Consider the following 19,168-nt stretch of genomic DNA (forward strand, 5'->3'; position numbering starts at 1 on the left):
GGAGCGGCCACCACGTGAGCGAGCAGACCACCGAGAGGCGTTCCCGGGCGAACGCCCCCGCCGGTCCCCGGGTGTCCCCCGGGCCCGGGGCCGGGGGAGAGGCGGGAGCATGAGCACCTTCGACCTGAGCAACGACGCGAACAACCGGTCCGACGGACGCCGGGCCGGCGGTGTCCCCGCCGACCGCGCGTCCTCGCGGCGCCGCGGCAACACCACCATCTCGCCGCAGGGCACGCCGAACCGCCGCAACACCGAGCTGGCCCTGCTGGCCTTCGCGGTGCTGCTGCCGGTCCTGGCCTACGCCAACGTGGGCCTGGCGATGGACGACGCGCTGCCCACCGGCATGCTCGGCTACGGCCTCGGCATGGGGGCCCTCGCGCTGATCGCGCACCTGCTGATGCGGAAGTTCGCCCCCTACGCGGACCCGCTGATGCTGCCCATCGCCACCCTGCTCAACGGGCTCGGCGTGGTGATGATCTGGCGGCTCGACAAGGCCGGACCGCTGCTGCACAAGAACTTCGCGGCGGCCCCCAACCAGCTGATGTGGTCGGGGCTCGGGGTCGCGTTCTTCATCGTGGTGATGGTCTTCCTGAAGGACCACCGGGTCCTCCAGCGCTACACCTACATCTCGATGGTGGTGGCCCTGGTGCTGCTCGCCGCGCCGGCCTTCTTCCCGGCGCGCCAGGAGGACTTCGGGGCCAAGATCTGGATCCGGATGGGCGCCTTCTCGATCCAGCCCGGTGAGTTCGCCAAGATCATCCTGACCGTCTTCTTCGCCGGCTACCTGATGGTCAAGCGGGACGCCCTGGCCCTGGCCAGCCGCCGCTTCATGGGCCTCTACCTGCCGCGCGGCCGCGACCTCGGTCCGATCATCGTGATCTGGCTCCTCAGCCTGCTGATCCTGATCTTCGAGAACGACCTCGGCTCGTCCTTCCTGTACTTCGGCCTCTTCGTGGTGATGCTCTACGTCGCCACTGAGCGGACCAGCTGGATCATCTTCGGGCTCCTGATGTCGGTCAGCGGCGCGGTCCTGGTGGCCTCGACCACCAGCCACGTGAAGACCCGCATCGACGCCTGGCTCGACCCGATGGCCGCCTTCTCGCCGAACCACCCGCCCGGCGCCACCGAGCAGATCGGCCAGTCGCTGATGGCGCTCGGCTCCGGCGGGGTGACCGGCTCCGGCCTCGGGCAGGGGCGGTCCTGGCTGATCGACTTCGCCGCCAAGAGCGACTTCATCCTCGGCTCCTTCGGCGAGGAGCTGGGCCTCACCGGCATGATGGCGATCTTCATGCTCTACGCCCTGCTGATCCAGCGCGGCCTGCGCACGGCCGTCGCCACCCGCGACCCGTTCGGCAAGCTCTTCGCCGTCGGCCTCTCCTCGGCCATGGCGCTCCAGGTCTTCGTGGTGGCCGGCGGCGTCACCGGGCTGATCCCGCTGACCGGTATGACCATGCCGTTCCTCGCCCAGGGCGGGTCCTCGGTGGTCGCCAACTGGGCCCTGGTCGCGATCCTGCTGAAGATCAGCGACAGCGCCCGCCGCCCGGGCGTGGAACCCGCTCCCGCCAGCGAGCTCCAGGGGGGAGCAGCCTCGTGAACAAGCCGATCCGCCGGGTCTCGATCTTCTGTCTCGTCCTGATCCTGGCCCTCATGGTGCGCACCAACTGGGTGCAGGGCGTCCAGGCCGACGCCTGGGCCACCAACAAGAACAACAAGCGCCAGATCTACGACCGGTACGCCCACCCGCGCGGCAACATCATCGTCGACGGCCAGCCGGTCACCCAGTCCGCCTTCGTCAACGGCCTGCGCTACAAGTACAAGCGGTCCTGGGTCGACGGCCCGATGTACGCACCGGTCACCGGCTACTCCTCGCAGGCCTTCGGGGCCAGCCAGCTGGAGCAGCTGGAGGACGGCGTGCTCTCCGGCAACGACGACCGGCTCTTCTTCCGCAACACCCTGGACATGCTGACCGGGGAGCCGAAGAAGGGCGGTGACGTCGTCACCACCATCAACGCCAAGGCCCAGAAGGCCGCCTTCGAGGGGCTCGGCAACAAGAAGGGCGCGGTCGTCGCGCTCGACCCGCGCACGGGCGCGATCCTGGCCCTGGTCTCCACGCCGTCGTACGACCCCGGTGTCTTCGCCGGCAACGAGTCCGCCGACTCCAAGGCCTGGACCGACCTCAACGCCGACCCGAACAAGCCGATGCTCAACCGGGCGCTGCGCGAGACCTACCCGCCGGGCTCGACCTTCAAGCTGGTCACCGCGGCGGCGGCGTTCGAGAACGGCCTCTACCAGAACATCGACGACGCCACCAAGACGCCGAACCCGTACGTCCTGCCCGGCACCAAGACCGAGCTGAAGAACGAGTCCGACAAGGAGCAGTGCGAGAACGCCACGCTCAAGTCCGGCATGGACCAGTCCTGCAACACGGTCTACGGCAAGATCGGCGCGGACCTGGGCAAGGACAAGATGCGGGCGCAGGCCGAGAAGTTCGGCTTCAACAGCACCGTGGACACCCCCGTCCGTTCCGAGAAGAGCGTCTTCCCGACCGACTCCACCCCGGACGGCACCGCGCTCGACTCCATCGGCCAGCACGACACCCGGGCCACGCCCCTGCAGATCGCCATGGTGACGGCGGCGATCGCCAACAACGGCTCGCTGATGCAGCCCTACCTGGTCGACCAGGAGCGCTCGGCCTCGCTGACCACCATCTCCAAGCACACCGAGAAGCAGTTCTCGCAGCCGATCAGCCCGGCCACCGCGCAGAAGCTGCAGGAGATGATGGTCTCGGTGGTCGAGAACGGCACCGGCAGGAACGCCCGGATCCCCGACCTGACGGTCGGCGGCAAGACCGGCACCGCCCAGCACGGCGAGGACAACGCGGGTCTGCCGTTCGCCTGGTTCACCTCCTACGCCAAGGCGGCCGACGGCCGCTCGGTCGCGGTCGCGGTGGTGGTCGAGGACGGCTCCAACAACCGTGACGGCATCAGCGGCGGCCGGCTGGCCGCGCCGATCGCCAAGTCGGTGATGCAGGCGACGCTCGGGAAGTAGCCGGCCGCGTCCGGCCGGTCGTGCCCGGCCGACCGGGTCCGCGGGGCCCGCCGGATCCACCGCTTCCGCCCGTTCCGGGAGGCCCCCGGGGCGGGCGCGGACGGCTTCCGCGGGTGAGTGAAATGTCACGATCGGCACCCCTGTCCGGGTACCGGTCTGATATCGGCCTGCGGTCGACTCGGGTCCGGCGCGGTGCGACCGGTAGCGTATCCGCAGCAGCGGGTGTACCCGTTGCCGCCCGCGAGACGCCGCACGGTCCTGAACGCAGAACCACCCGGGGCCCGGGCGGCGTCACAGGGAGCGTGCGGGGACACCTACGTCAGAACCTCACCGGCGGGTGAGGGAGAGGGTCGGAACTATGGAAGAGCCTCGTCGCCTAGGCGGCAGGTACGAGCTCGGCGGCGTCCTGGGGCGCGGCGGCATGGCCGAGGTGTACCTCGGCCATGACACCCGGCTCGGCCGCTCCGTCGCAGTGAAGACGCTCCGGGCCGACATGGCCCGGGATCCGTCGTTCCAGGCCCGCTTCCGTCGTGAGGCACAGTCCGCGGCGTCACTCAACCACCCCGCCATCGTCGCCGTCTACGACACCGGCGAGGACTACATCGACGGGATCTCCATCCCGTACATCGTGATGGAGTACGTCGAGGGGTCCACGCTGCGGGAGCTGCTGCACTCCGGGCGCCGGCTGCTGCCGGAGCGCGCGCTGGAGATGACCATCGGCATCCTGCAGGCCCTGGAGTACTCGCACCGGGCCGGCATCGTGCACCGCGACATCAAGCCCGCCAACGTCATGCTGACCCGGCAGGGCAACGTCAAGGTCATGGACTTCGGCATCGCCCGCGCGATGGGCGACGCCGGCATGACGATGACGCAGACCTCGGCCGTCATCGGCACCGCCCAGTACCTCTCCCCGGAGCAGGCCAAGGGCGAGCAGGTGGACGCCAGGTCCGACCTCTACTCCACCGGCTGCCTGCTCTACGAGCTGCTGACCGTCCGCCCGCCGTTCGTCGGCGACTCCCCCGTGGCGGTCGCCTACCAGCACGTCCGGGAGGAGGCGCAGCCGCCGTCCGTCTTCGACCCCGAGGTCCGCCCCGAGGTCGACGCGATCGTGCTCAAGGCGCTCGCCAAGGACCGCGACTACCGCTACCAGAGCGCCGACGAGATGCGCGACGACATCGAGCGCTTCCTCGACGGCCTGCCGGTGGCCGCCGCCCAGCAGGCCGCCGCCTACGGCATGGGCGCCGCCGGGTACGGCTACGACCAGAACGGCTACCCGCAGCACGACCCGTACGGCCAGACCAACATGCTGCCGCAGCACGCCGCCGGCGGACCGACCACGGTGCTGCCGCAGGCCTCCCCGGCCGGCTACCCGCAGCCCCAGGGCCCCGGCTACGACGACGGGTACGGCCAGACCTACGCCGGCGCCCAGGGCGGCGGCAACGACGGCTACGACGACGGGTACGGCCGCAGCGGCCGGCGCGGCGGGGAGCCGCCGAAGAAGAGCAACACCTCCTGGATCGTGCTGGCGGTCGCCGCCGTCCTGGTCCTGGTGGGCACCTTCTTCGTCGCGCAGGCGATGTTCGGCAACTCGAAGGGCGACACCCCGAAGGAGGCGCCGAAGGTCGCGGTGCCGAACCTGGTCGGCAAGAGCCTGGCGGAGGCCAAGACGCTCGCCACCCAGGCCGGTCCCAAGCTGGTGGTCACCGAGGGCGAGAAGGTCGCCTGCCCGGACGCCGCGGTGAAGAAGGACCAGGTCTGCACCCAGAACCCGGCGGTCGGCGGCCAGCTCGCGGAGGCCGGCACGATCACCGTGCAGCTCTCCTCCGGCCCGGCCAAGGCCGCCGTGCCGGCCGTGACCGGCAAGACCAAGGAACAGGCCGTCAAGGCGCTGGCCGACGCAGGGTTCACCAACGTCACCTCCGAGTACAAGGACGACGAGAACGCTCCGCTGGAGCAGGTCACCGGCCAGGACCCGCCCCCCAACGCGGGTGCCGACCCGACCGCCCCGATCAAGCTCACCGTCTCGCAGGGCAAGGCGAAGGTCGCCGTGCCCAACGTGGTCGGCCAGCCCAAGGAGGCCGCGCAGGCCACCCTGGAGAGCGCCGGCTTCCAGGTCGACGCCTCGAAGACCACCACGACCAACGACCCGAGCAAGGTCAACACCGTGGCCTCGCAGACGCCGACGGCCAACAGCAAGGTCGCGGCGGCCTCGAAGATCCAGCTGACCGTCTTCAAGGCGCCGGACAAGGTCACCGTCCCGCCGCTGACGAACGTCGTCCTCAGGGACGCCATCAAGCAGCTGGAGACCGCGGGCCTGAAGTACACCATCGTGTTCGGTCCGGCGGACCCGGCCTCGCTGGTCACCAGTTCCACCCCGCAGGCCGGGACCCAGGTGGACCCGCAGACCTCGATCGGGCTGATGACCAAGGCGGCGGATCCGCCCAAAGGGGGCGACACCCCCACCATCCCCGGGATCCCCGGTATCCCCACGCCCTCCAACACCAAAGGGGGACCCAACAACTAAGCCCTGGTTCCCCTGGTTCTGAGCACGTCGGAACCGGGCCGGCCGGCCGAGTTGTTTCCGGGAGCACCTGAACGCCCGAGCGCCTGACGCCCGAGCGCTTGAAAGCCCGAGGGCCCGTCGACACTCCGTCGACGGGCCCTCGGGCTTCCCGGGCGCCGGGCGCGCGCGCCGGGCGCCCCGCCGCTGCGGCGCGGCCTCAGGAGTGCCGCAGCTCCGGCGGCGGGGTGCGCTTGGCGTCCATGTCGTCCACCCGCACCAGGCTCCCCCAGACCGCCATCCGGTAGCGCGAGGTGTAGACCGGCGTGCAGGTGGTCAGCGTGATGTACCGGCCGGGCCCGGCGTAGCCGGAGCCCTTCGGTACGGGCGCGACGATGCCGGTGTCGAACTTGGACGTCTCCGGCAGGGTGTTGTCGACCCGGTAGACGTACCACTTGTCCCGTGTCTCGACGACGACCGCGGCGCCCTTGCCCACGGCGTCCAGGTCGTGGAACTTCGCGCCGTGGCCGTCCCGGTGCGCCGCCAGCGTGAAGTTGCCGGTGGCGTCCCAGGGCATCGCCGAGCGGTACGGCTGCTCGTACACCCCGGCGACGCCCTCGGACAGGGTGTCGGGGTCGGTGCCCATCCGGATCAGCACCTGGTAGTCCCGGCCCATCGCCGGGACGTGCAGGAAGCCGATCCCGTCGCCCGCCGCGTAGGACGGTCCGGCTCCCGGTGTGCCGGCCGGTGCCGGGGTGCCGGAGGCGCCGGGGGTGCCCGGGGCGCTCGACGGGGGAGTGGCCGGGCCGGCCGCCCAGGACTCGCGCAGCTGGTCGGAGGCCACGGCGGCGGAACGGTCCGCCAGCACGTCGGTCCACCAGAGCGAGTAGGAGACGAAGAGGCCGAGCACCAGCCCCAGGGTGATCAGCAGCTCGCCGAAGACCCCGAGCACGGCCAGCGCCCGTCCACGACGCCGCCGGCCGGCCGGGCCGCGCCCGGGCCCGTCCCCGTGCGCGGGTTCGGGCGGCGGGAAGGCCTCCTCGGCCACCACCTCGGTCCCCTGGGTCACGTCTCTCCCCTTCCCGGGCCGCCCTCGGGCCGCCCCGGGGCCGTCGTCAGCCCGCCGTGAGGGCGGCCGGCTTGCCCTGGCTGCGCGGCCGTTCGTCGATCATCTTGCCAAAGACGATCAGCCGGTACTTCGAGCTGAACTCCGGCGTGCAGGTGGTCAGCGTGATGTAGCGGCCGGCCTGGCCGTAACCGGCGCCGTTCGGGACCGGCTTGATCACGCTCACGTTGGACGGCGGGGTCTCCGGGATGCCCCCGGTGACCTCGTACGTGAAGTAGGCGGTCGCGGTCTCCACCACGATCTTGTCGCCCTTGCCGAGCTGGTTGATCCGCCGGAACGGCTCGCCGTGGGTGTTGCGGTGCGCGGCCAGCGCGAAGTTGCCCGCCTTGTCGGCCGGCATGCCGGTGCCGGTGTAGTGGCCCACCAGTCCCTTGTCCAGGACGGAGCCCTTGGCGGTGCCCTCGGCGATCGGGAACTTCTGGCCCAGCTTCGGCATGTGGATGATCGCGAAGCCCTTGCCGGGCTCGAAGGTCTCCGGCTTGGCCGGGTCGGGGGCCGGCTGGCCCGGCGCGGCCGGGGCCGGCTGACCGGCGTCGAACTGCTCCTCCAGCTGGTTGCGGGCGCCGTCGGCGGCCGCGTCGGCCTGCACGTTGGTCCACCAGAGCTGGTAGGAGACGAAGAGCAGCATCACCAGGCCGAGGGTGATGCAGAACTCGCCGAGGAAGCGGGCGGCGACCACCGCCGGCGACTCCTTGGTCCGGCCCGCGGCGCCCCGGCCGGCCGCCCGGCGGCGCCCGTTGCCCGGGCGCACGGACGTCCGGCCCTGCGCGGCGCGGCGGCGCTCGGCCCGGCCGCCGCCGGCCGGCGGACCGTCCGCGCCGGCCACCGCGGCCATGGTGACCGTCTCGGCCGCCGCGAGCGCCTCGAAGGGGCCCCCGGGGGCCTCCTGGGCGTCCGGACGCGGCCCGAGCGCCTCCTGGGCCGGCGCGGCCTGCTCGTAGACGCCCCAGCCGTCCTCGGCTCCGCCCGGCGCCGGGTGGCCGCCCTGGACCGGGTCCTGACCCTGGTTCCGCCCCTGCCCCTGCTGGGCGGGCACGTGCCCGCCCTGCTGGAGCTGCTGGGCCCGGTACGGGTCGTACTGCTGGTACTGGCCGTTCTGCGGGTACTGGCCGTTCTGCGGGTACTGGCCGTTCTGCGGGTACGGCTCAGCGCCGTACGGCCCCTGCTCGTACGGCGCCTGCGGGTACGGCGTCTGCCCGGCCTGCTGGTACGGCCCCTGCGGGTACGGGGTCCGGGCGTACTGCCCCTGGGCCTGCTGTCCCTGGACGTACTGCTCCTGGACGTACTGCTCCTGGGGCCCCTGGGTGAACTGCTCCTGCGGGTACTGCGCCGGAGGGTACGGCTGCCGGTACGGGTCGTGCGGGTACGGGCCGGCGCCCGGGTCCGCGGCGCCGCTCTGCGGGTCCGCGTCCGGCTGGTAGCGCCCCTCCGGACGCACCGCGGTCACGCCGCTCAGCCCCGGCCGATCACCGGGGCGAGCCCGGCCGAACGGTCCACGGCCAGCGGGTCGCCGCACTCGGCAAGCCAGTTGGCGAGCATCCGGTGACCGCCCTCGGTGAGCACCGACTCGGGGTGGAACTGCACGCCCTCGACCGCCAGCTCGCGGTGGCGCAGGCCCATGATCACGCCGCTCTCGGTGCGCGCGGTGACCACCAGCTCGTCCGGCACGGTGGCCGGCTCGACCGCCAGCGAGTGGTACCGGGTCGCGATGAGCGGCGAGGGCAGTCCCGCGAACACCCCGCCGTCCTCGTGCTCGACCGGCGAGGTCTTGCCGTGCAGCAGCTCGGGTGCCCGGTCGACCACCGCGCCGTACGCCACCGCGATCGACTGCAGGCCCAGGCAGACGCCGAACACCGGCAGCCCGATCCGCGCGCAGTGGTGCACCATCTCGATGCAGACGCCGGCCTCCTCCGGGGAGCCCGGGCCGGGGGAGAGCAGCACCCCGTCGAATCCGGTGTCGCCCTCGCGGCGGACCGCGTGCCCGACCGTCACCTCGTCGTTGCGGACCACCTCGCAGGTGGCGCCGAGCTGGTAGAGGTACTGGACCAGGTTGAAGACGAAGCTGTCGTAGTTGTCGACGACCAGGATGCGGGGCGGGGCCGGCTGGGTGGTCATGCGCGCGTTCTCCGTGGGGTGCGGGGACTGGGGACGAGGGGCGGTTCCGCCGGGGTCAGCCGACGGCGCCGTCGTCGCCCCCGTCCACTGTGACGTCTCCGAAGGGGAGGAGCGGTTCCGCCCACGGGAAGACGTACGTGAAGAGGAGGTAGACCACTCCCAGCACGAGGAGGAGCGAGATGACGGCCTTGACCGGGGAGGGCCCCGGGAGGTGTCGCCAGATCCAGCCGTACATGGTGCTCCCTCGACGTATCAGACTGGGGACAAGAGTAGACCCGCCCTACTGCTGCCCGGTCGCCGAGCGGAGGTCCGCCGTCCCCGTGAAGCCCGGCAGGGCGAGGTCCCCGCTCTCCTGGACCTTCCAGCCCAGCCCGTAGGCCTGGACGTACTTCAGGTAGTTGCGGATCGTCGGGTCCGACTCGACCGCCCCGCGCAGCGCGTCCGTCCTCCCGACCGCCCTCACCACGTAGGGCGGTGAGTAGACCCGGCCCTGGAGCAGCAGGGTGTTGCCGACGCAGCGGACGGCGCTGGTGGAGATCAGCCGCTGGTCCATCACCTGGACGCCCTCGGCGCCGCCCCGCCAGAGCGCGTTGACCACGGCCTGGATGTCCTGCTGGTGGATCACCAGGTCGTTGACGCCCGGCTCGGGCACCCCGGGGATGCGCGCGGTCGCGTTCGGCGGGGCGTCGTTGAGGGTGACGGTGAGGCCCGGGCCCTGGAGCGGGTCCAGCGCGGCGGCCTGTTCCAGGGCGGTCAGCCGGGCGGCGTCGGCCGGGCTGCGGCCCTGCTGGTCGGTGAGCTGCCGGGCCCGCTCCTGGAGGTCGGCGAGCTGGGCCTGGGACTGCTGGTTCTGGGCGCTGCGCTGCCGTATCACGTCGGAGAGGCTGAGCAACGAGTTGTCGGTCCGCAGGTCGGTGCCGCGGGCGGTCTGCGCGCTGATGTAGAAGAGCAGCCCGGCGAGCGCGAAGACGGCGCAGGTCAGGGCACGTCCGACAATTCGGGTGCCGGCGGACCCGGTACGGGGCGGCCGAGGGGGAATCGACAAATTAGGCACCGTACCCTTATCTCCTTCAGACCCGCCGAGCCACTACGCTAACGGACGCCGGTGGCATGTGCGGGGTCGCTCCCCTTAACGTTCTCCCCAAACGCCACCGCCGGCCGCCTCGCCCCCGCTGAACCCCTGCGCGGTCACAGCGCATCGACAGGAGAGCTCCTCGTGCCGAAGTCTCGACTCCGCAAGAAGTCCGACTACACCCCGCCGACCACGGTCACGGTGAAGATCAGTTCGGGCCGCGGCTGGGTTGCACCCCTGATGCTGGCGTTGTTCCTGATCGGCCTGGTCTGGATCGTCACCTACTACGTGACGAGCGGCAGCTGGCCGGTGGAGAGCTGGCGGAACTGGAACATCCTGGTGGGCTTCGGCTTCATCGCGGCGGGGTTCGGCGTCTCCACCCAGTGGAAGTGACGCCGGGGCTCCACCCCTGAGCGCATTCCGCCGCCCCGGGACCGTCGGGTCCCCGGGGCGGCTTCGCAGTGCCCGGATTGCCGGATATGTACGAAACCTGTAGCGGTTTCTCCCGACTTGTCCCATCGGTTATCCCGCTTATCGCGTTTATCCACATGGTTATCCACACTGGGGAAAAGTCACACGGGCCTGTGGATAACTCGCGCCGGGGGCGCTTTCCACACCCTCGCGCGCCCCTCCCTCGAATGCCGAATACGCACAGCAGGACACGCGTAGAACAGTCGTCCGCACCCGGGCCTCCGCACCGCCTGTGCACAGCCACCCACCCGCTGTGGACAACCGTGCGGAGGCGTCACCCGCCGTAGCTGGCCGTACCCACCAGAACCATCAGCAGGACCAGCCCGGCCACCCCCGCCACCGTGAGCCCCTGCACCGCCGCCCGGTTGGCGCGCGGGGCGTACATCAGGCCCGCCGCGGTCAGCGTCCCCGCGACCAGGCCGCCGAGGTGCGCCCGCCAGTCGATCCCGGGCACCGAGAAGGTGACGATCAGGTTGAACACCAGCAGCGCGGCCACCGGGCCGAGCGGCGCCCGGACCTTGCGGTACATCACCAGGGTCGCGCCGAGCAGGCCGAAGATCGCGCCCGAGGCGCCCAGCGACTTCATCCCGTCGCCGTCCAGCAGGAACGCGAACGCGCTGCCGGCCAGTCCCGAAAGCAGGTAGAGCGTCAGGAAGCGGAGCCGTCCCAGCGCCGACTCCAGCGCGGGGCCCATCACCCAGAGCATCAGCATGTTGGTGGCGATGTGCCAGGGCGCGGTGTGCAGGAAGACCGCAGTCAGCAGCCGGTACCACTGCTCCGGTCCCTCGGCGACGCCGTACGGGAAGCCGGTGTAGCGCGGGTCGAAGCTGACCAGCATGAGGTCGTCGGCCAGCCAGGGCTTGAGGACGTAGGCGGCCAGCACGAAGACCGCCAGGTTGACGCCGATCAGCACCTTGGTGACCAGGGCGCCGTCCCCGGCCGGCTGCCCGCCGAACCGGGTGGTCGCCCGGCGGACCTGACGACCGCCCTCGCTGACGCACTCCGGGCAGTGGAAGCCCACCGACGCGTTCACCATGCACTGCGGGCAGATCGGCCGACCGCAGCGGGAGCAGCCGATGCCGGTCTCCTGCTCGGGGTGCCGGTAGCAGCGGGACAGCCCGCTCGCACCGCCCGGCCCGGGGACCCGGTCGGTCGGCTGCCTCGGCTCGTCCGGGAGCATCGGTTTTCCCCTTCCGCCACGACCTGCCACGACCTGCTGCGACGTACCTCGCCTGCCGCGACGACGCGAACGCGGTCCCGGCGAACGCCGCCGGAACGGCCAGCCTACTGCGGCCATACCCCCCGCCCCACGGCCCCACCCTCCCCCGCGCCCGCGGCTCGCCACCCTTCCCGGGCCCGGAGCCGGCCCTGCGTCCGGCCCCGGCCCCGCGCCCGCGCCCGCGCGCCCGCCGGGCACGCCGCGCGTACGGCCCACTCCGGAGTGCCACCGGCCCGATCAGGATGCATGATCAGCATTCAGGTGGATATGTGCGTAAAAGACGCCACCAGGAGGAGAGACTCGTGACCCGTTTGGACTCAGCTCGTGAGACGGCCGGCAACCTCGCGGACAGCGCCAAGCAGCGCCTGGGCCCCACCCTGGACGCACTGGGCCCGAAGGCCTCCCAGGCCGCCCACAGCGCGCGCGTCCAGTACGACCGGCGCATCGCCCCGCAGATCGGTCACGCCTTCGCCAGCCTGCCGCCGGAGGCCCAGCAGAACACCCTCAAGGCCTTCCACCGGGCCCAGGAGGCCGCCCTGGCCGCCCGCCTGGCCGCCACCAAGGCCGCGGACCAGGCACGCACCACGGTCGGCACCAAGGTCGTCCAGGCGGTCGAGGAGGCCCGCGCCACCGTCACCCCGGTCGCACAGGAGGCACAGACCCGCAGCGCCGCCGCACTGACCGCCCTGCACGGCAACGTCACCTCGGCCGAGATCGGCGACCTCGCGGCCCGGAACCGCAGGAAGGCCCACCGCAGCGGCTGGGCCACCGGTCTGGCGGTCGCGGGCGCCCTGGCGATCGGCAGCGGCATCGTGGCCTGGCAGTGGTGGCGGCACCACAGCAACCCGGAGTGGCTGGTCGAACCGGCGAGCGGGACGTCACCGGCCCCCGCACAGTCCGGCGGCGCCCACGCCTCGGGCAGCGGCCCCACCGACGCGGTGAACGGCTCCAGGGCCGACGCCGCGGGGCCGGGAACCGGCGGCGGGCCCGGGGCCGGCGGCGTCTCCCCCGAACCGGGCCCACCGGTCGGCCGACCCGACAGCTCCGTGCCGTCGAACGGCTCCGACACCGGGTCCGGACCGGACCACGGCCACGACGACGACCGCCCCAAGCCGCACGACCCCCGGAAACCGCACTGAGAACGCAGATCGGCCGCTGACCCGGATTCAGGTCGGCGGCCGATCTGCTGCCCGCACACGGCGGGCGACTGTGGAGCTTAGGAGACTCGAACTCCTGACATCTGCCTTGCAAAGGCAGCGCTCTACCAACTGAGCTAAAGCCCCGGGGCGGCATCGTGCGCACCGCCGGGCACCAGCGTACCCGGTCCCGGCGCGAATCCCATCGCCCTGTCCCGGCACTCCTGCCGTACGGGCGGGGAAAGATCCGGTCGGTCCGGCCGCAGGGCCGGACCGACCGGACCGGGAGGCGCCGTGCGACGCCCCCGAAGATCGTCGATCGTCAGATCGTCGGCGTCCTCAGCGACCGGCCGGGACCGGGTCGGTGGCCTCGGTCCACAGGTCCTGCTCGGCGCGGTCCGCCTGGACCTGACGGTAGACAAAGAAGCCGCCGAGGGCGACCAGGGCGACCAGGAGAAGCTTCTTCACCGCGGGACCTCGTCCTTCTTGCGTTGGCGGACTCAGTAGCCGTGCACCGACCGGGTTCGATCGGGCCGACGAGTCCATGATTCCTTACGAGCACGAAAGGGCGGTCGGGTTGGCAGACTGCCCTTGCGGCCGATGATACACACCGGTGTCCCAATCGTGACCAGCCACCGCTGCTCCAACCGACCCGTCCGGTCGGAGGATTGACGCCACACCTCCTGTCGTACGGTCGGCCCGGCCCCGAACCCCCGCAGAGCCCCCCCTGGAGCCCCCTCGAAGCCGTCACGGTTCCTGCCCACGGGAGGGGGGCACCACGACCGCCACACCGGCCGCCAGATCCACCCTGGTCCGGGGCGGCGCACCCTCGCCCTCCTCGTCGCGCAGCATCAGCGAGCTCTGCCGTTCGTCCAGCTGGTGCTGCTTGCCGGCCGCGAACTGCGCGTGCAGCTGCTCGAAGCCGGTCGCCGAGATCTGCCCCTCCCGACCCGTCCCCCGCCAGGGCACCAGACGCGACTTCCGCGCCTTCAGCGCCAACTGGTCGACGAAGGCCAGCGCCACCAGGGCGCAGACCAGGCCGGGGATGCTCATCGCCCAGAACACCGCCATCACGCCACCGTCCCTCCACCGGGTGCCGCCCGCCGACGGGCGGTCCTCACCCGTACAACCCCCGGACGGCGCCCGCGGTTCCACCTCCGGAGCACGAGAACGCCGAAGGGCCCGGAGCGATGCTCCGGGCCCTTCGCGGTGGTGGGGCTAACAGGACTTGAACCTGTGGCCTCTTCCTTATCAGGGAAGCGCTCTAACCGTCTGAGCTATAGCCCCTTGCCGCACTGAAAGATTAGCGGACCGATCGCCGATCCCCCAAATCCGATTCACCCGGGGCAGCGGCAGGGGCTCCCGGGACGGGCTGGTGGGGGGCGGTACCGGAGGAGCGCAGCCACTCCTCGCGGGTGGCCGCCAGGCCGGCCGAACCGCCGGCGGTCGTGCGGACGGCGAGGATCTGGTTGACGCCGATCCGGTTCTCCTCGAAGGCCAGCGCGGAGGCCGCCATGTACAACCGCCAGACCCGCGCCCGGCCCCGGCCGACCAGCCGGACCGCCTCCGTCCAGTGCGCCTCCAGGTTGGCCACCCACTCACGCAGGGTCAGCCCGTAGTGCTCGCGCAGCGACTCGACGTCGCGCACCTCGAAGCCGGCCTCCTCCAGCAGGGAGACCGTGGGACCGACCGGGGAGAGCTCGCCGTCGGGGAAGACGTAGCGGTCGATGAACGGGCTCGGACGGTACGGCTCGCCGGGGACGTCGGGGCGGCGGGCGATCTGGTGGTTGAGGAGCCGGCCGCCGGGCACCAGCAGCCGGTAGAGGCCCTCGGCGTAGGCGCGGTACTGCGCGGCGCCGACGTGCTCGGCCATCCCGACGCTGGAGATCGCGTCGAACGGGCCGTCCGGGATCTCCCGGTAGTCCTGGAGACGGATCTCCACCCGGTCGGCCAGACCGGCCTCCTCGACCCGCTGCCGGGCCAGCGCGACCTGTTCGGCGGAGATGGAGACGCCGACCGCCGTCACGCCGTAGTGCCGGGCCGCGTGCAGCACCAGCGAGCCCCAGCCGGAGCCGACGTCCAGCAGCCGCATCCCCGGCCGCAGGCCGAGCTTGCGGCAGATGAGGTCCAGCTTCGCCTCCTGGGCCGCCTCCAGGCTCCTGGCGGCGGGCTCCCAGTACGCGCAGGAGTACACCAGCGACGGGCCCAGGACCAGCGCGTAGAAGTCGTTGCCGACGTCGTAGTGGTGGCTGATCGACGCCCGGTCCCGGCTCCGGCTGTGCAGCCGTCCCGCCGGGCGGGCCTCCTCCGGCGGCGGCACGGGGCGGGGCCCCAACGCGCCGGCCCGCAACAGGGCGCCCGCCGCCCGGCGGCCCTTGACGCCCACGACCTCGGCCGGGCCGAACCGCAGCCGGCGGATCTCGGGGCGCTCGACGAAGTGGGCGACGTCGCGCAGCACCTCGTAGAGGTCGGTGCCGGGGGCGACCTCCAGGTCCCCCGAGACGTAGGCGCGGACCAGGCCCAGTTCGCCGGGCTGCCAGAGCAGGTGGCGCAGCGCCCGGCGGTTGCGAAGGACCAGCGTGGGCGCCCCCGGCGGCCCCGCGACGCTGCCGTCCCATGCCTGGATCCGCAGCGGTACCGAGACCCCGAGCAGCCCGTCCAGGGCCTCGACCAGTCGCCGTGCGAGCTCCGCCATCGTGCGCCTCCGTCCTGCCGTACCTGCGCAGCCGTACCGGACCCGGCCGGTGGGACCGGGGAGTCCTGTGGCGGTCGGAACTCGGAACGAGCGCGTCCAGCTAAGCCCACCGCGACGGAGGCCGATTCGGACGGCACGCCGCGGGGACCGGCTGTCACCCGGATGCCGACGGGCCCCGCAGGCTGCAACAGCCTGCGGGGCCCGTTCATTTCCGTCCGCGGACGAAGATCCGTCCGTGCGGAGGCAGCTGACCCGGGATCACTCCCGGAGGGTCAGTCCTCCTCGGCGAGGGTCAGCTCGATGCCGCCGGTGAAGCCGGCCGCCGCGTTGTAGATGAACGCGGAGAGCGTGGACAGTGCGGTCAGCAGCACCACGTCGACCACGGCGATCAGCGAGGTGAAGGTCATCACCTTGCCGAAGCCGACGTAGTCCATCAGGTTCAGGCCGCCGCCGTTGTTCTCCGAGGCCGTGATGTCCTTCAGGGTCTTGGCCAGCGAGTCGAAGACGCCGAGCGAGTCCAGCGTCATCCACAGCACGGCCGCGGCCACGATGATGATGATCCCGACCGCCAGCGACAGCAGGAAGCTGACCTTCATCACCGACCACGGGTCGGCCTTGGTCACGCGCAACCGGGCCTTCCTGGTCCGGCCGCCCAGGCCGCCGACCGGCGCCGCCGCCGGAGCGGCGGGTCGGCGGGGGCCCGCGGCGGGCGTCCCGCCGGGCGGCGTGTTGCCGCCGCCGACCCGGGTGCCCCGGGGCGGGGTCGGCTGCCCCTTGGCGTAGGTGGTCGGCTGCGAGAACCCCGACCCTCCCGCCGGAGCGCCCGGCGGGGGCGGCGGGGCCTGCTGGCCGCCGTAGGTCGCCCCGCCCTGTCCCGCCGCGCCGACCGGGGGCATCAGCGAGGTGGACGCGGAGGGGTGTTCGGCCGGCGGCTGCGGCACCCCGTAGCCCCCGCCGCCCTGTGCTGCGCCCGGACGGCCGCCGGTGGCTCCTCCCGCAGCACCCGTGGCTCCACTCACTGGTCCTCCCGCACTTCCCACCAGGGCGGCGACACCGCCCTGCGTCGTCACTCGTCATCCAGCGCCCGGCGGGATTGCCCGGTACTGGTCGGCCGGCCGGTCCCCACGCGCCGTCTCACGGGCGCGTCGGTACCGGCCGACACGGTACGAGGTCAGGCCTCGGCGGTCTCCCCGCCCGGCGCCGTCTCCGTACCTTCGGCCACCTCGGTGGACTCGATGGCCGCCACCTCGTCCTCCGCCGACTCATCGTCCTCGGCCTCCGCTTCCGCGTTGCGGGCCATGCCCACCACCGCGTCGCGCTTTCCGAGGTTGATCAGTTGGACGCCCATGGTGTCACGTCCGGTTTCACGAACCTCGGAAACCCTTGTGCGGATCACTCCACCGGACAGTGTGATCGCCATGATCTCGTCGCTCTCGTCGACGACCAGCGCGCCGACCAGCGAGCCCCGGCCCTCGACGATCTTCGCCGCCTTGGTGCCGTAGCCGCCACGTCCCTGGACACGGTACTCGTCCACGCCCGTCCGCTTGGCGTACCCGCCGTCGGTGGCGGTGAAGACGTACGTCCCCGGCCGGACCACGTTCATCGAGAGCAGTTCGTCGTCCTCGCGGAAGGCCATGCCCTTGACGCCGGACGTGGCGCGCCCGGTGGACCGGAGCGCGTCGTCGGTCGCGGTGAAGCGGATCGACTGGGCCTTCTTGGAGACCAGCAGCAGGTCGTCCTCGGCGGAGACCAGCTCGGCGCCGATCAGCTCGTCGTCCCGGCCCTCCTCGTCCTGCCGCAGGTTGATCGCGATCAGGCCGCCGGAGCGCGGGGAGTCGTAGTCCTTCAGCAGCGTCTTCTTCACCAGGCCGGCCCGGGTGGCGAGGACCAGGTACGGCTTGTCCTCGTAGGTCCGGACGGCCATCACCTGGGCGATCTGCTCGTCCGGCTGGAAGGCCAGCAGGTTGGCCACGTGCTGGCCGCGGGCGTCGCGCCCGGCGTCCGGCAGCTCGTAGCCCTTGGCGCGGTAGACCCGGCCCTTGTTGGTGAAGAACAGGATCCAGTTGTGGGTCGTCGTCACGAAGAAGTGGTCGACGAGGTCGTCCTGCTTCAGCTGGGCACCGCGGACGCCCTTGCCGCCGCGCTTCTGCGAGCGGTAGAGGTCGGAGCGGGTCCGCTTGACGTAGCCGCCACGGGTGATCGTGACGACGATGTCCTCCTCGGCGATGAGGTCCTCGATGGAGAGGTCGCCGTCGGACGGGATGAGGGTCGAACGCCGCTCGTCGCCGTACTTCTCGACGATCGCGGTGAGCTCCTCCGAGATGATCTCGCGCTGACGGGTCGGCGAGGCCAGGATCGCGTTGTACTCGTCGATCTTGCGCTGCAGCTCGTCGTGCTCGTCCATGATCCGGCGGCGCTCCAGGGCGGCCAGCCGGCGGAGCTGCATCTCCAGGATCGCGTTGGCCTGGAGCTCGTCGATGTCGAGCAGGGCCATCAGACCGCTGCGGGCGGCGTCGGCGCTCTCCGAGGCGCGGATGAGCGCGATCACCTCGTCGATCATGTCCAGGGCCTTGAGCAGGGCGCGCAGGATGTGCGCGCGCTCCTCGGCCTTGCGCAGCCGGAAGGTGGTGCGCCGGACGATGACCTCGACCTGGTGGTTGACCCAGTGCCGGATGAAGGCGTCGAGCGAGAGCGTGCGCGGCACGCCGTCGACCAGGGCCAGCATGTTGGCGCCGAAGTTGGTCTGCAGGTCGGTGTGCTTGTAGAGGTTGTTCAGCACGACCTTGGCGACGGCGTCGCGCTTGAGCACGACCACCAGGCGCTGACCGGTGCGCGAGGAGGACTCGTCGCGGACGTCGGCGATGCCGGCGACCCTGCCGTCCTTGACCAGGTCGGCGATCTTCAGGGCGAGGTTGTCCGGGTTGACCTGGTAGGGCAGCTCGGTGATCACCAGGCACTGGCGGCCCTGGATCTCCTCGACCTCGACCACGGCGCGCATGGTGATCGAGCCGCGACCGGTGCGGTGCGCCTCCTCGATCCCGCGGCGGCCGACGATCAGGGCACCGGTCGGGAAGTCCGGGCCCTTGATCCGCTCCATCAGCGCTTCCAGCAGCTCCTCGTTGGAAGCCTCCGGGTGCTCCAGCGCCCAGAGTGCGCCGGAGGCCACCTCGCGCAGGTTGTGCGGCGGGATGTTGGTGGCCATGCCGACCGCGATGCCGGTGGCACCGTTGACCAGCAGGTTGGGGATGCGCGCGGGCAGGACGGTCGGCTCCTGCGAGCGGCCGTCGTAGTTGGAGGCGAAGTCGACGGTCTCCTCGTCGATGTCGCGCATCATCTCCATGGCCAGCGGCATCATCTTGCACTCGGTGTAGCGCATGGCCGCGGCCGGGTCGTTGCCCGGGGAGCCGAAGTTGCCGTTGCCGTCCACCAGCGGCATCCGCAGCGACCACGGCTGGGCGAGGCGGACCACGGTGTCGTAGATCGAGGTGTCGCCGTGCGGGTGGTAGTTGCCCATGACGTCGCCGACGACGCGGGCGCACTTGTAGTAGCCCTTCTCGGGGCGGTACCCGCCGTCGTACATCGCGTAGAGCACGCGGCGGTGCACCGGCTTGAGGCCGTCGCGCACCTCGGGCAGCGCTCGGCTCACGATGACGCTCATCGCGTAGTCGAGGTACGAGCGCTGCATCTCGGTCTCGAGCTCGACCGGCTCGATCCGCAGGGTGATCGCGGAGGCGACCTCGGGGGTCTCGGGCTGCTCGCCTTCGGGACGGTTGTCGTCGACCACTG

At 71.7% G+C, this 19,168-nt stretch carries 16 protein-coding genes and 2 tRNA genes; 5 read left to right on the forward strand and 13 right to left on the reverse strand.

Features of this window, described 5'->3' with window-relative positions; translation table 11 throughout:
- Positions 1 to 109 precede the first annotated feature (109 nt).
- The 3 genes from PUR61_RS39645 (at position 110) to pknB (ending at position 5,572) form a co-directional block, all read left to right on the forward strand.
- Positions 110 to 1,594 (forward strand): FtsW/RodA/SpoVE family cell cycle protein, encoded by a 1,485-nt coding sequence (locus PUR61_RS39645; protein WP_329884785.1) that lies wholly within the window; start codon positions 110 to 112, stop codon positions 1,592 to 1,594.
- A complete protein-coding gene (locus PUR61_RS39650) occupies positions 1,591 to 3,048 on the forward strand; it encodes a peptidoglycan D,D-transpeptidase FtsI family protein (protein WP_329884786.1) in 1,458 nt (485 codons plus the stop codon). Before PUR61_RS39645 ends, PUR61_RS39650 begins: the two co-directional genes overlap by 4 nt.
- 358 nt (positions 3,049 to 3,406) lie before the next feature.
- Positions 3,407 to 5,572 carry a Stk1 family PASTA domain-containing Ser/Thr kinase gene (gene pknB / locus PUR61_RS39655; RefSeq protein ID WP_329884787.1) on the forward strand — a complete coding sequence of 722 codons (2,166 nt, stop codon included), beginning with the start codon at positions 3,407 to 3,409 and terminating at the stop codon, positions 5,570 to 5,572.
- A gap of 196 nt (positions 5,573 to 5,768) precedes the next feature.
- On the opposite strand, the gene PUR61_RS39660 is transcribed toward pknB, so the two are convergent.
- The 5 genes from PUR61_RS39660 to PUR61_RS39680 are packed head-to-tail and all read right to left on the reverse strand — an operon-like array spanning position 5,769 to position 9,828.
- On the reverse strand, positions 5,769 to 6,617 hold the full coding sequence (locus tag PUR61_RS39660; RefSeq protein ID WP_380518492.1) for a class E sortase: 849 nt from the start codon (positions 6,615 to 6,617) through the stop codon (positions 5,769 to 5,771).
- Between the two features lie 46 nt (positions 6,618 to 6,663).
- The gene (locus PUR61_RS39665; RefSeq protein ID WP_329884788.1) at positions 6,664 to 8,121 is read right to left on the reverse strand and encodes a class E sortase; all 1,458 of its coding nucleotides are present in this window, start codon (positions 8,119 to 8,121) and stop codon (positions 6,664 to 6,666) included.
- Between the two features lie 5 nt (positions 8,122 to 8,126).
- Entirely contained in the window at positions 8,127 to 8,789 is a 663-nt protein-coding gene (locus PUR61_RS39670) for an aminodeoxychorismate/anthranilate synthase component II (protein WP_329884789.1), read from the reverse strand.
- A gap of 55 nt (positions 8,790 to 8,844) precedes the next feature.
- Entirely contained in the window at positions 8,845 to 9,024 is a 180-nt protein-coding gene (locus PUR61_RS39675; RefSeq protein ID WP_329884790.1) for a hypothetical protein, read from the reverse strand.
- Between the two features lie 45 nt (positions 9,025 to 9,069).
- Positions 9,070 to 9,828 (reverse strand): DUF881 domain-containing protein, encoded by a 759-nt coding sequence (locus PUR61_RS39680; protein ID WP_329885000.1) that lies wholly within the window; start codon positions 9,826 to 9,828, stop codon positions 9,070 to 9,072.
- Between the two features lie 177 nt (positions 9,829 to 10,005).
- Here PUR61_RS39680 and crgA point away from each other — a divergent pair, with 177 nt between their 5' ends.
- Positions 10,006 to 10,254, forward strand: a complete 249-nt coding sequence (gene crgA, locus PUR61_RS39685; RefSeq protein ID WP_329884791.1) for a cell division protein CrgA — start codon at positions 10,006 to 10,008, stop codon at positions 10,252 to 10,254.
- Positions 10,255 to 10,606: 352 nt separating this feature from the next.
- On the opposite strand, the gene PUR61_RS39690 is transcribed toward crgA, so the two are convergent.
- Entirely contained in the window at positions 10,607 to 11,512 is a 906-nt protein-coding gene (locus tag PUR61_RS39690; RefSeq protein ID WP_329884792.1) for a rhomboid family intramembrane serine protease, read from the reverse strand.
- A 341-nt stretch (positions 11,513 to 11,853) separates the two neighbouring features.
- Between PUR61_RS39690 and PUR61_RS39695 the strand changes: the two genes are divergently transcribed.
- Complete coding sequence (locus PUR61_RS39695; RefSeq protein ID WP_443035315.1) at positions 11,854 to 12,690, forward strand: DUF5324 family protein; 837 nt, start codon at positions 11,854 to 11,856, stop codon at positions 12,688 to 12,690.
- 71 nt (positions 12,691 to 12,761) lie between these two features.
- Here the strand turns inward: PUR61_RS39695 and PUR61_RS39700 are convergent.
- The 7 genes from PUR61_RS39700 to gyrA form a co-directional block, all read right to left on the reverse strand.
- A tRNA-Ala gene (locus PUR61_RS39700) sits at positions 12,762 to 12,834 on the reverse strand.
- A 192-nt stretch (positions 12,835 to 13,026) separates the two neighbouring features.
- Positions 13,027 to 13,155 (reverse strand): DLW-39 family protein, encoded by a 129-nt coding sequence (locus tag PUR61_RS39705; RefSeq protein ID WP_014137031.1) that lies wholly within the window; start codon positions 13,153 to 13,155, stop codon positions 13,027 to 13,029.
- Between the two features lie 279 nt (positions 13,156 to 13,434).
- Entirely contained in the window at positions 13,435 to 13,758 is a 324-nt protein-coding gene (locus PUR61_RS39710) for a DUF6191 domain-containing protein (RefSeq protein WP_329884794.1), read from the reverse strand.
- A gap of 139 nt (positions 13,759 to 13,897) precedes the next feature.
- Positions 13,898 to 13,974, reverse strand: a tRNA-Ile gene (locus tag PUR61_RS39715).
- A 16-nt stretch (positions 13,975 to 13,990) separates the two neighbouring features.
- On the reverse strand, positions 13,991 to 15,382 hold the full coding sequence (locus tag PUR61_RS39720) for a cyclopropane-fatty-acyl-phospholipid synthase family protein (protein WP_329884795.1): 1,392 nt from the start codon (positions 15,380 to 15,382) through the stop codon (positions 13,991 to 13,993).
- A 272-nt stretch (positions 15,383 to 15,654) separates the two neighbouring features.
- Complete coding sequence (locus PUR61_RS39725) at positions 15,655 to 16,401, reverse strand: DUF3566 domain-containing protein (RefSeq protein ID WP_329884796.1); 747 nt, start codon at positions 16,399 to 16,401, stop codon at positions 15,655 to 15,657.
- 152 nt (positions 16,402 to 16,553) lie between these two features.
- The gene (gene gyrA / locus PUR61_RS39730) at positions 16,554 to 19,166 is read right to left on the reverse strand and encodes a DNA gyrase subunit A (protein ID WP_329884797.1); all 2,613 of its coding nucleotides are present in this window, start codon (positions 19,164 to 19,166) and stop codon (positions 16,554 to 16,556) included.
- Between the last annotated feature and the right edge of the window lie 2 nt (positions 19,167 to 19,168).

It is taken from the genome of Streptomyces sp. BE20 (assembly GCF_036322525.1).
Classification (GTDB): domain Bacteria; phylum Actinomycetota; class Actinomycetes; order Streptomycetales; family Streptomycetaceae; genus Kitasatospora.